Origin of the sequence: Algibacter miyuki (genome assembly GCF_030409805.1) — a bacterium.
In the GTDB taxonomy this organism is placed as follows: domain Bacteria; phylum Bacteroidota; class Bacteroidia; order Flavobacteriales; family Flavobacteriaceae; genus Algibacter; species Algibacter miyuki.
In genome coordinates, this window is record NZ_JAUFQP010000012.1 from 1 (window position 1) to 11,050 (window position 11,050).

At 34.0% G+C, this 11,050-nt stretch carries 13 protein-coding genes and 2 pseudogenes; 10 read left to right on the top strand and 5 right to left on the bottom strand.

What is annotated here, in order from left to right; translation table 11 throughout:
• Positions 1-58: 58 nt before the first annotated feature.
• The 5 genes and pseudogenes from QWY92_RS20595 (at position 59) to QWY92_RS12150 (ending at position 2,795) form a co-directional block, all read left to right on the top strand.
• Positions 59-175 carry a hypothetical protein gene (locus QWY92_RS20595; RefSeq protein ID WP_419761792.1) on the top strand — a complete coding sequence of 39 codons (117 nt, stop codon included), beginning with the start codon at positions 59-61 and terminating at the stop codon, positions 173-175.
• Positions 138-338, top strand: coding sequence for a S8 family serine peptidase (locus tag QWY92_RS12135; RefSeq protein WP_290271644.1), 201 nt, complete (start codon positions 138-140; stop codon positions 336-338). The genes QWY92_RS20595 and QWY92_RS12135 overlap by 38 nt, the downstream gene beginning before the upstream one ends.
• Complete coding sequence (locus QWY92_RS12140) at positions 335-649, top strand: T9SS type A sorting domain-containing protein (protein ID WP_290271646.1); 315 nt, start codon at positions 335-337, stop codon at positions 647-649. Before QWY92_RS12135 ends, QWY92_RS12140 begins: the two co-directional genes overlap by 4 nt.
• Positions 649-868, top strand: a pseudogene (locus QWY92_RS12145) (NAD(P)H-dependent flavin oxidoreductase); the annotation flags it as partial. The gene QWY92_RS12140 and the pseudogene QWY92_RS12145, both read left to right, overlap by 1 nt.
• Before the next feature lie 262 nt (positions 869-1,130).
• Positions 1,131-2,795: a TonB-dependent receptor plug domain-containing protein gene (locus QWY92_RS12150; protein ID WP_290271667.1), complete on the top strand. Its 1,665-nt coding sequence runs from the start codon at positions 1,131-1,133 to the stop codon at positions 2,793-2,795.
• A 79-nt stretch (positions 2,796-2,874) separates the two neighbouring features.
• On the opposite strand, the gene QWY92_RS12155 is transcribed toward QWY92_RS12150, so the two are convergent.
• From QWY92_RS12155 to QWY92_RS12175, 5 genes are all read right to left on the bottom strand, one after another.
• Positions 2,875-3,273: an ACT domain-containing protein gene (locus QWY92_RS12155; RefSeq protein WP_290271648.1), complete on the bottom strand. Its 399-nt coding sequence runs from the start codon at positions 3,271-3,273 to the stop codon at positions 2,875-2,877.
• Between the two features lie 27 nt (positions 3,274-3,300).
• Positions 3,301-3,906, bottom strand: a complete 606-nt coding sequence (locus tag QWY92_RS12160; RefSeq protein ID WP_290271651.1) for a thiamine diphosphokinase — start codon at positions 3,904-3,906, stop codon at positions 3,301-3,303.
• Positions 3,907-4,002: 96 nt separating this feature from the next.
• Positions 4,003-4,503, bottom strand: a complete 501-nt coding sequence (locus tag QWY92_RS12165; protein ID WP_290271654.1) for a hypothetical protein — start codon at positions 4,501-4,503, stop codon at positions 4,003-4,005.
• A gap of 161 nt (positions 4,504-4,664) precedes the next feature.
• Positions 4,665-5,510 (bottom strand): transglutaminase-like domain-containing protein, encoded by an 846-nt coding sequence (locus QWY92_RS12170; protein WP_290271656.1) that lies wholly within the window; start codon positions 5,508-5,510, stop codon positions 4,665-4,667.
• A gap of 256 nt (positions 5,511-5,766) precedes the next feature.
• Entirely contained in the window at positions 5,767-6,120 is a 354-nt protein-coding gene (locus tag QWY92_RS12175) for a 4Fe-4S dicluster domain-containing protein (RefSeq protein WP_290271658.1), read from the bottom strand.
• Positions 6,121-6,217: 97 nt separating this feature from the next.
• On the opposite strand from QWY92_RS12175, the gene QWY92_RS12180 reads away from it, so the two are divergent.
• The 5 genes and pseudogenes from QWY92_RS12180 (at position 6,218) to QWY92_RS12200 (ending at position 10,994) form a co-directional block, all read left to right on the top strand.
• The gene (locus QWY92_RS12180) at positions 6,218-7,276 is read left to right on the top strand and encodes an acyl-CoA reductase (protein WP_290271660.1); all 1,059 of its coding nucleotides are present in this window, start codon (positions 6,218-6,220) and stop codon (positions 7,274-7,276) included.
• Positions 7,277-7,354: 78 nt separating this feature from the next.
• Positions 7,355-8,419: a 3-phosphoserine/phosphohydroxythreonine transaminase gene (gene serC, locus QWY92_RS12185; RefSeq protein WP_290271662.1), complete on the top strand. Its 1,065-nt coding sequence runs from the start codon at positions 7,355-7,357 to the stop codon at positions 8,417-8,419.
• Between the two features lie 135 nt (positions 8,420-8,554).
• A complete protein-coding gene (locus QWY92_RS12190; RefSeq protein ID WP_290271663.1) occupies positions 8,555-9,505 on the top strand; it encodes a D-2-hydroxyacid dehydrogenase in 951 nt (316 codons plus the stop codon).
• A 198-nt stretch (positions 9,506-9,703) separates the two neighbouring features.
• Positions 9,704-10,340: pseudogene (locus QWY92_RS12195) on the top strand (DUF937 domain-containing protein).
• Between the two features lie 213 nt (positions 10,341-10,553).
• On the top strand, positions 10,554-10,994 hold the full coding sequence (locus QWY92_RS12200) for a DUF6146 family protein (RefSeq protein WP_290271665.1): 441 nt from the start codon (positions 10,554-10,556) through the stop codon (positions 10,992-10,994).
• Positions 10,995-11,050 lie beyond the last annotated feature (56 nt).

Genomic DNA, 11,050 nt, shown 5'->3' on the forward strand with positions numbered 1-11,050 from the left:
AGGAAACGCTTGGGGGGCTAGTATTGGTGCACCAGCCGATGCTCCAAATACACTTACCATTGGTGCAGTTGATTATAAAGGTGATTATGCCATGTTTAGTTCAGCAGGAACCGGTTATCAATCTACTATTAAGCCTGATGTTTGTAGCGCAAGGCGCAAATGTATATGTTATTAAAGATAATGATGCTATTGGAACAACGAGCGGAACGTCATTTAGTTCACCTATTTTGGCAGGAGGTGTAGCTTGTTTATGGCAAGTTTTTCCAGATTTGACTAACCTAGAACTTATGGATTATATTAGAGAATCAAGTTCTCATATGAAACTCCCGATTTTATGATGGGACATGGTATTCCAGATTTTGAAATGGTTTTTAATAAAATCTATCCGTTAGCGACAGATAATGTAAGTAATATTTCAGAAATTCAGGTCTATCCCAATCCTATCGAAAATCAATTTCAAGTGCAATTACCAGCGCAAATTGATGGTGCAACGTTGAGTCTTTTTAATATTTTAGGAAAACGTATCAGTACATACGTAATTTCTAACAAGAGCAATCCCATAGATACTACAACACTTATTAAAGGTGTTTATATTTTGAAGGTTGAAACGCCAAAAGAAATAAATACATTCCGATTGATAAAACAATAATGTCTAATAGAATTACCACACTTTTTAAAAATTGAATATCCTATTATTCAAGCAGGAATGATCTGGAATAGCGGATGGCGTTTAGCCTCCGCATCCAGTAATTCAGGTATTTTGGGTTTAATAGGAGCAGGGTCAATGTATCCTGAAGTGCTACGCGAACATATCCAGAAATGTAAAAAAGCAACACAAAAACCATTTGGTGTTAATGTGCCCATGCTATAGCCAAGCTATTGGTGACGGTTGGGAAGAAGCTACAGGCGAAACTTTAAGTAATGTTGAAGGTAAGAATCGTTTAGATGGAAAAAGTAAGAGCTGGGATGGAGAAACTGTAAAAATTGATGCTAATTACGGCGTATCTTTAAACGATGCTGGTGGTTACATGAATTTTACAACAGAGTTTTTATCGAGACAAAACACACTCAGACCTGGATTTTCTTGGCGTCAAGGATACGGTAGCGCAGGTGTTGATGGTTTTAACTTTATGATTAACTCGGCTTTACCTATTAATGATAATACCGAAATTTATGCTTTTGGTGGTAGAAATTACAGAGATACCGATGCTTACGCTTTTTCGAGAGATAGCTTTGCAAATGGCGATAACAGATCGGTACCAAGCTTATACCCTAACGGTTTTACACCTAGAATCACCTCTAATATTACCGATGTTTCGGTTTCGGTTGGTGTAAGACATGAAATGGAAAATGGTTGGAACGTAGATTTCAATAATACCTTCGGAAGAAACTTTTTTCACTACTATATAAAGGACAGTAATAATGCGTCTATGCAAGACTTATCGCCTACCGATTTTGATGCCGGCGGACATTATTTATCTCAAAACACCACAGGTTTAGATTTTAATAAATATTTAGATGATGTGGCTTCTGGATTAAGTTTAGCTTTTGGTTTTGAATATAGAACGGAAAACTTTGGCATTTTTGCAGGTGAAGAAGCATCTTACGGGCTTTATGATGAAAATGGCGTGATAATTACAAACCCAGCTTTACAAACCGTTGCAACAGATTCTAACGACGAGGTATTATCGGGAAGTTCGCAAGGTTTCCCTGGTTATAGTCCAGATAACGAAGTAGACAGAAGCAGAACAAATTATGGTATTTATTTTGATACCGAGCTTAATGTTTCCGAAGCATTTATGCTTGCTGGAGCTTTACGATTTGAACAATACAGTGACTTCGGAAGCACCTTTAATGGAAAATTAGCGAGTAGATTAAAAGTTACTGATAACTTCACTTTAAGAGGTTCTATTTCTACAGGTTTTAGAGCACCATCTTTAGCCCAATTGTATTACAACCTAAAGTTTACCAATATTGTTGCCGGAACTTCAGTACCATCTTTACTATCAGCTAATAATAGTACAGTAACCAAAGCTTTTGGTATAGGACAATTAAATGAGGAAAAAGCCTTTAACGCTAGTATTGGATTTACTTATAAAAAAGGAGGTTTTACAGCAACTATTGATGCATACTCTATTTCGGTTGATGATCGTATTATTTTAACCGACAACTTTACAGATCAAACTGTTTTAGGACCATTAAATGTAGATGCCGCCCAATTTTTTGCAAATGGTGTAGATACCAGAACTAATGGTTTAGATATTGTTTTAGGTTATGGAACTAGCGTAGGAGATGAAGGTAAAATTCAAGTAGATTTAATTGGTAATTTAAATGACTTAACCATTAAAGAAATCCATAATGGTGCTCTAAATGAGTTTACATTTTTCGGACCATTTTCTCAGGCATACCTAGAAGCTGCAGCTCCAGATTATAAATTTGGTTTAAACCTTGGATATACTAACAAGAAATTCAATGCTTCTGTTGCTTTTACTCAATTTAGCGAAGTAACACTTCAGGATTTTCAATGGGTAGATTCTCCTCCAACAACGCAAGCTGAAGCAGATGCCCTTTACCCTGTAGCTACAGATATTTATAAAGCTGCTTTAATTGTAGATTTAAGCTTAGGTTACCAAATTTCGGAAAAGCTAAAATTGAGTATTGGTGCTAATAACTTATTTAACACCTACCCGACTCCACAATTCGATGGATGGACAGATCAAGGTGGTTTAGCCGATTCTGTACAAATGGGATCTGATGGCACCTATGCCTTTGCTAGATTAAACTTTAAATTATAAGAAGAAATCAAAATAGATAGAGTACATAAAAAAGCCGAGCTGTTTAGCTCGGCTTTTTTATGTTTTAAAACATGGAGTATTAATACGTTTTTGATAATTCGATTAAAGCCTGTATTGCTTTTTGTGCATCTTTTGTATCTACAAAAATATGATCGTGATAATAACCCGCAACCACATTACAACTGATGTTATACTTAGCTAATGCTGTTGAAAACACTGCGGTTAGCCCAACAGCTTCTAACGATGAATGTATTTGTAGTGTAATCCAACTAGCTTCATAATTATAATCTAATTGTAAAAGGTCCGCTTTTTCTTTTTCAATAATTACCGTTATGCCTTCCGCTTCTTTAAATTCTGCAATAGTATCTTTTCTATCTACTAAGGTTTCATCTTTTAGAGAAACAAAAACATAAACACCATCATTTAGTTTTGGTGTCATGTTTTTAATTAATTCTGCTAAATTTTTCTGACCGTTCATATTTTAATTTATAATAAAAACTTTTTTTTAATCGTTTACAAACAAGAATAGATGTCCTGTTTCAAAAGCGATTGACACTTTATTTTCTAACGCTTTATTGCGTGTTCCAATTCGACTACCGAAAGATAAATTTTCATTTTTTAATGGGTACTGTAAGCCTGTTGTAACAATACCTGTAGCTTGAGGAAGCGGAATTAAAGATATGGTTTTTCCCATACAATTTTCAATTTCCGAAATTTTATCAGCTAAAAAATAATATCCGTGATTATCAAAAAAAGTTAAATCGAGCTTATCTTTCCATTGTAAAGCCGTATGTAAATTGCCTAAAAAATGATCTTGCTCCTTCCCACTTGCGCCAAAAACGTGAATGTTCTTAAATGCTCTTTCAAATAGAATTTGCAACACTTTATCAAAATCGGTAAAATCTTGGTTTGGTGTATGAATCACTTCAACACCATCCGGAATGTTTTCAATAGAGTCGAAATCGCCACTAATAAAATCAGGAACAACGTTATTTGCCTTTAAAAACTGATAAGCACCATCTGTAGCACAAATCAATTTATAGGCTTGCAAATTTGGAATAAATTTTGGTTGTTCGCCGTTTAAAAACAAACATACTTTTTCTGTATTCATCTAAACAAAAATAGGAAAGTTTTCTGACTTAAATTTCTATGTATAACATGTTATATCACCTTCTACACAACCAATAAATTCGAACTAAAAACACCGCTATACAAACAGCATAATTATAGTTAACACCACACCAAAAGCGGTGAAATACATCCCTTTTTTAAATATTTTAGTTTTAGGCATAAACATCCAGAAGGATGAAATTGCAAAAAAGAAAAGCGATACCCCACAAAATACATTTAACCAAAATAAAGGTTCTGCCGATGTGGCTTTGTGTAAATGCGTCATTCTATCTAATACATAAGGTAATTCCTTATTAGTATATTTAGCTAAACCTGTGGTTTTATTGTATTGTCCGTTTCTAAATAAAATTAAATCGCCTTCGGTTTTTTCTACTCTAAAGCGCTTCATTTTTAAAGCACGCCCCAATTCGTCTCCTTTTAGATTAGGCGCTATTGTTTTTTCTACTTTGGTTTCACTTTTTAAAAAGTCGGTATTTCTGAATATTAAAATAACACCACTTACAGAATAAACAATCATTACTCCGATTAAGAAAAATCCTAAATAACGATGTATAATACGCATCCACTTTTTGGTCATAACTATATTTTTTTGGGTTTGACTAAACAATCTTGTAAAGGTTTAAAATGAATCAAAAAAAATCATCAAAAAATAAATTCAGATGTGTTTCAAATAAATTTCACATAAAAAAAACCTAAGCGCAAACTTAGGTATTTTAATGTTTTTATGAAATACTTTTTTTATTGAAAAGAAATACCTCTTTGATTGCCGTTGTAAACAAATGGTTGAAAATTATCATCCATAACCTGGCAATCGACAGTAATTGCGGTTCCTATTGCGTTTCCGAAGATACTGGCAACTGCGGAATCTGCTGCATCTCTTCCATTTGCTATTTTTACAAGGCCGTTAAGAGCTACTAATTTCGTGGAATCGAATATAATCCAATCACCATTAATATAAGCTTCAAAACAGGCATGAAAATCGGGCGGATTTAATTGATAAGCATATCCCGTAAAATATCTAGCAGGAATGGATAATGCGCGACAAAGCGCAATCCCTAAATGTGCAAAATCGCGACAAACACCTACACGTTCTGTAATCGTGTCTATTGCAGACGTCTGTGAGTCTGTACTACCACTAGTATATTCAATATTATTATAAATCCATTCGGTTATTGCTAAAACGCGATCATAAACCGAGGTATAATTCCCAAATTTATTAAAAGAAAATTTCATCAATTTATCAGACTGGCAATAACGACTTGGATAAAGAAAAGAGGCAATATAACTATCGAATTCTACTACAGGCGCAAAACTTTCTGAGTTACTTTCATCTATTACCTTATAATTCATATCAACAACTGCAGCGTACGACATTGAGAAATCGCAAGGATCTTGTATTTTAAGCCGCATAAATTTAGACCTACCATCATGAGCCGTAAAAACCTCGTGATTAATGTTAGGATCTATAACCAAACTTTCTTCTAAAACGGTTTGACTAGAAGTGTTTAGTGCGTGAATATTAAAAATAAATGTTGTGGGACCATTTACATTATAAGACAATGAACTTTTTACATTAAATTTCATATTAGAGCTGTTTTTATCCAATCCTCGGATGTTTCTCACCAAAAATACGTGTATTTCATGCTTCGTTTTGTCTTTTATCAATTAATTAATGTCACAATTGAAGTAAACATTAACTCAATCGAATTCCTTACGAATTAACAACTAGACAGGGCCTTTATTTTTCAAATATCTAAACTCAGTCCTATATTCCATATCAATCCAAAAAAAAATCCTAAGCATAAGCTCAGGATTTTTATATTTATAATGTATTTATTTTTTATCCTTCAGGATGCATAAATTTTTGTTTAGCCAAAAGTTCTTCTTCTGTTTCAACAACATCTTCATCAGGTACACAACAATCTACTGGGCAAACTGCCGCACATTGTGGTTCATCATGGAAACCTTTACATTCTGTACATTTATCTGGTACAATATAGTATAGCTCATCGCTAATTGGCTCTTGAGCCTCATCAGCATCAACCTCATTTCCGTTGGTTAAAACAACAGTACCATCTAAACTGGTACCATCTTTATAGCGCCAATCGTCGGCACCTTCATATATTGCAGTATTAGGACATTCCGGTTCGCAAGCCCCACAATTTATACACTCGTCTGTTATTATAATTGCCATAGTAATTTTTATTTTTAAAATTTAAGAACTCTATTACAGTTTCCTTAAATTTGTAGTCGCAAAAATAAAGCCAAAACTATTCATAACCAAATTAAGAATGAATTTACAAGAAAGAATTAACGCTTTTGTAAAATTAGGAGAATTTTTAAGTCAATTTTCTAACGAAGTGATACAAAAGAAAGATAATATTGAACATAACGATGTGTTTTTCGATGGTTTTAAGCATCAATTAAAACTTGCCGAAGAACATAACGGTTGGTTTACTAAAGAAAATATAGCTTTCGCACTTAGCGGTTGGGCAAACTCCTTAACCCAAGCTAATTTAAAAATCTGGTTAAAACCTTATAATTTTGAAACCGTTAACCAGAAAAAGGTTGCAATTATTATGGCTGGAAACATCCCATTGGTAGGCTTTCACGATTTTCTTGCGGTTTTAATTTCCGGACATCACGTATTAGTTAAACAATCGAGCAACGACAAGCAACTACTACCCTATTTAGCAAAATATTTAGAGTATGTGGAACCCGGTTTTAAAGGTTGTATTGAATTTACTGAAGAAAAACTAACGCATTTTGATGCCGTTATTGCCACAGGAAGTAATAATACAGCGCGCTATTTTGAATTTTATTTCAAAGGAAAACCTTCTATTATAAGAAACAACAGAAATTCAGTTGCTGTTTTAACAGGAAATGAAACTCCGGAAGACTTCAAAAACCTATCAGAAGATATTTTTAGATATTATGGATTAGGTTGCCGCAATGTTTCTAAAATATTTGTTCCGAAAGGCTATAAATTCGACTCCCTTTTTGAAGGTGTTTATCACTGGCATCCTATCATGGACAAAGCAAAATATGCCAATAATTATGATTACAACAAAGCCGTCTATTTAATGAGCGAATTTGATATGCTTGAAAATGGCTTTTTCATGATTAAGGAAGATAAAAGCTTTGCGTCTCCTATTGCAACCTTATTTTATGAGTATTATGATTCTACCGAAGCTTTAAATAAAAAACTAACGGAAGATGCCGATAAAATCCAGTGTATTGTTGCCAACGGATTCACCGAAAATGAAATTGCATTTGGAGCCACACAAAAACCAGAACTTTGGGATTATGCGGATAGTGTCGATTCTGTTGAATTTTTATTAGCGATTTGATGAAATAATTATTAAATTTTTAACACGAATTCAGCAATTAATTAGCAACTTTGTATCTTACAATTTTTAAAATTTAAAATGAAAAAACATAACTTTAGTGCAGGACCAAGTATTTTACCTCAAAGTGTATTATTAAAAGCTTCCGAGGCTATAGTTGATTACAATAACACGGGTTTATCTTTAATTGAAATATCTCACAGAAGTAAAGAGTTTGTAGATATTATGGAGAACGCCAGGTCGTTAGCTTTAGAATTGCTAGGCTTAGAAGGTAAAGGCTATAAAGCCCTTTTTCTTCAAGGTGGAGCAAGCATGCAGTTTTTAATGGTAGCCATGAATCTTTTAGAAAAAAGAGCTGGTTATTTAGACACAGGTGCTTGGAGTGCAAAAGCCATTAAAGAGGCAAGAAAATTAGATGATATTTACGAAGTAGCATCTTCAGCAGAAGCCAATTACAACTATATTCCAAAAGGATTTGATATCCCTTCGGATTATGATTATTTCCATTGCACATCAAACAATACTATTTTCGGAACACAAATGAAAACGTTCCCGAAAACAAACATTCCTATGGTTTGCGATATGAGTAGCGATATTTTTTCTCGTACTCTAGATTTCTCACAATTTGATTTATTATATGCTGGAGCTCAAAAAAATATGGGACCTGCAGGAACAACTTTAGTGGTTGTTAAAGAAGACATTTTAGGAAAAGTATCTCGCGATATTCCTTCTATCATGGATTATAAATCTCACATAAAAGCAGGTAGTATGTTTAATACACCTCCTGTTTTCCCTGTTTACACTTCTATGTTAACTTTAGAATGGTTAAAAGGATTAGGCGGTATTGCTGGTATTGAAAAAGAGAATGACAAGAAAGCCACTTTAATGTATTCTGAAATAGATTTAAACCCATTATTTAAAGGTTTTGCTGCTAAAGAAGATCGTTCTAAAATGAACGCAACCTTCAACTTAGTAAATGAAAACTTAAAAGAAACGTTTGAAACCATGCTTAAAGAAGCTGGAATTAGCGCCGTAAACGGACACCGTAGTGTTGGTGGTTACCGTGCTTCTATGTACAATGCTTTACCTTTAGATAGCGTAAAAGTACTTGTTGAAGTAATGAGTGAATTGGAGACTAAAGCTTAGAAATAAGCATTCCGTTTTCAGTCTCAGCTTTCATAAGCTTACTCGAACGGATAAAAAATAAATTTAATATTAAGTTGAAATATTACGAGCTCCATGAGCTTTTAATATTTCAACTTTAACTTTTAACTTAGATAAATGAAAGTATTAGCAAACGACGGTGTTTCTCAAAGTGGAATTGATGCCTTAGAAAAAGCAGGTTACGAGGTAATTACAACTACCGTAGCACAAGAACAATTAATTAACTATATCAACGAAAAAGACATCGCTGTTTTATTAGTACGTAGTGCAACTACAGTACGTAAAGACTTGATCGATGCTTGCCCTAACCTAAAAATTATTGGTCGTGGTGGTGTTGGTATGGATAATATTGATGTAGAATATGCTCGTGAAAAAGGCCTTTCTGTTATCAATACACCAGCTGCATCTTCGCACTCGGTTGCCGAATTAGTATTTGGTCACCTTTACGGATTGTCACGTTATTTGCATAACTCAAACAGAGATATGCCTTTAGAAGGTGATAACAACTTTAAAGGTTTAAAGAAAGCTTACGCTAAAGGAACAGAGTTAAAAGGAAAAACTTTAGGTGTTTTAGGCTTTGGTCGTATTGGTCAAGCTACTGCTAAAGTGGCTTTAGGAGCTGGAATGAAAGTTATTGCTTTCGACCCGTTTTTAGAAACTGCTAATTTAGAGTTAGACTTTTTTGATGGACAAACCGTTAAATTTGAAATTAAAACAATTTCTAAGGAAGATGTTTTAAAACAAGCCGATTTCATTACACTTCACGTACCTGCTCAAAAAGAGTATGTTATTGATGAAGCAGAATTCAATATGATGAAAGACGGTGTTATTATTGCAAATGCTGCTCGTGGAGGTGTGCTTAACGAGGTTGCCCTTGTTAAAGCTATTGAAAGCGGAAAAGTATCAAGAGCTGCTTTAGATGTTTTTGAAAAAGAACCTAAACCAGAAATGCAATTATTAATGAACCCAGCTTTATCTTTAACACCACACACTGGTGCCGCAACTAACGAAGCGCAAGATAGAATTGGAACAGAATTAGCATCTCAAATTATCTCTATTCTTGGATAAGAATTAGTCTTAATTTAATTTTATAAAAACCCTCTTAACTTTTTGTTTTGAGGGTTTCTTTATTTTATAGGTGACCTAACAGTAAATTATGTGTCCTAATATTAGAAGTAAGGACTTTTTTTGTACCTTGAAATCAAATTTACAAACCCGAAATACCTTTTTCTTCTAAATAGGTATTACTTAAAAAACAAAATAAACATGTCAGGAATTTTAGACTTATTAAACAGCGACTTAGGAAAATCAATCATTAGCGGTGTCGCTGGTTCTACCGGAAACGACACAGACAAAACAGGTAGTGTGTTAACAATGGCTTTACCAGTTTTAATGAAAGCGATGCAACGTAATGCAGCAACTCCAGAAGGAGCAGCAGGACTTATGGGTGCCATACAAAGTAAACAAAACGGAAACATTTTAGATAACCTTGGCGGTTTATTTAGTGGTGGTGTTGATGATGCCGTAAAAAAATGATGGTGAGAAAATATTAGGTCATGTGTTGGGTGCTAAACAAAGCGGTGTAGAACAAGTTATTGGTCAGAAATCTGGCTTAGATGCTAGTTCTGTTGCTAACATATTAAAAGTTGCAGCGCCAATTTTAATGGGTGTTTTAGGTAACCAAGCCAAAGAACAAAACGTAAGCGCCTCTAACGGTGTTGGCGATTTACTTGGTGGTTTACTTGGCGGTAACTCTGCTGATTCTGAACAAAGTTTCTTAGAATCTATTTTAGATGCCGATGGCGACGGAAGCGTTGTTGACGATGTTGCTGGAATGGTACTAGGAAAAGCAAGCAAAGAAGGCGGTATTGGCGGTCTTTTAGGTGGCCTTTTCGGAAAATAATTCCTGAATTATAACATATATTATAAAGAGTCAAATGTCGTATTTGACTCTTTTTTTTTGTTAAAAACATCTCGATTTCAAACATTTCATAAATAGTTTTGTAACTTTAAAATAATGTCTCTCCCCTGTTCCCTCAGCCAAAAGAGCACTTAACGCATTCTTTATATGTAAATTCAGTAAAGCTATGTACATTTATTAAAACAAATAAAAGTTATGAAAACAGTTATATATACTTTATTAGTCTGTGCATTTATGGTGAGCTGTAATACCAGTAAGCCCATAAAAAACACAACAAAAAACGAAGTTTCAGAAAATGTAAAACTGAGCGATACCGTTACCATTTCTAATGATGAATTAGAATACGAAATTATTATTATCGAACCTGGATTTAACTTTTGGTTAGCGAGTCGAGCAAGACCTGAAGGTTTCTATTCGCAACAATATTTAGAAAGCAGAAATTACCAATACGTTCTTGAGTGGAATCAACGGGTGCTACAGCCCTTTCGATTCGACCCCAATTTATACGAGTTACAAATTGATTACCAGAACAATATCGATTACGGATACGACGTAAATTACAAGCTTTACAACTACTTTATCTTCTTTCAAACACAATATAAACAAAGATTAGGCCCTTACAATCCTAGAATTTAAAACTCTTTTAGTTATTTTTGCATCTTTAAACGCTTATGGTGCAAAAAATTTAAAGA

Excerpts from the sequence above, each read along its gene's own strand:
- QWY92_RS12135 (WP_290271644.1), top strand. The coding sequence starts at position 138 with ATGTTTGTAGCGCAAGGCGCAAATGTATATGTTATTAAAGATAATGAT.
- QWY92_RS12140 (WP_290271646.1), top strand. The coding sequence starts at position 335 with ATGATGGGACATGGTATTCCAGATTTTGAAATGGTTTTTAATAAAATC.
- QWY92_RS12150 (WP_290271667.1), top strand. The coding sequence starts at position 1,131 with ATGATTAACTCGGCTTTACCTATTAATGATAATACCGAAATTTATGCT.
- QWY92_RS12155 (WP_290271648.1), bottom strand. The coding sequence starts at position 3,273 with ATGAACGGTCAGAAAAATTTAGCAGAATTAATTAAAAACATGACACCA.
- QWY92_RS12160 (WP_290271651.1), bottom strand. The coding sequence starts at position 3,906 with ATGAATACAGAAAAAGTATGTTTGTTTTTAAACGGCGAACAACCAAAA.
- QWY92_RS12165 (WP_290271654.1), bottom strand. The coding sequence starts at position 4,503 with ATGACCAAAAAGTGGATGCGTATTATACATCGTTATTTAGGATTTTTC.
- QWY92_RS12170 (WP_290271656.1), bottom strand. The coding sequence starts at position 5,510 with ATGAAATTTAATGTAAAAAGTTCATTGTCTTATAATGTAAATGGTCCC.
- QWY92_RS12175 (WP_290271658.1), bottom strand. The coding sequence starts at position 6,120 with ATGGCAATTATAATAACAGACGAGTGTATAAATTGTGGGGCTTGCGAA.
- QWY92_RS12180 (WP_290271660.1), top strand. The coding sequence starts at position 6,218 with ATGAATTTACAAGAAAGAATTAACGCTTTTGTAAAATTAGGAGAATTT.
- serC (WP_290271662.1), top strand. The coding sequence starts at position 7,355 with ATGAAAAAACATAACTTTAGTGCAGGACCAAGTATTTTACCTCAAAGT.
- QWY92_RS12190 (WP_290271663.1), top strand. The coding sequence starts at position 8,555 with ATGAAAGTATTAGCAAACGACGGTGTTTCTCAAAGTGGAATTGATGCC.
- QWY92_RS12200 (WP_290271665.1), top strand. The coding sequence starts at position 10,554 with ATGAAAACAGTTATATATACTTTATTAGTCTGTGCATTTATGGTGAGC.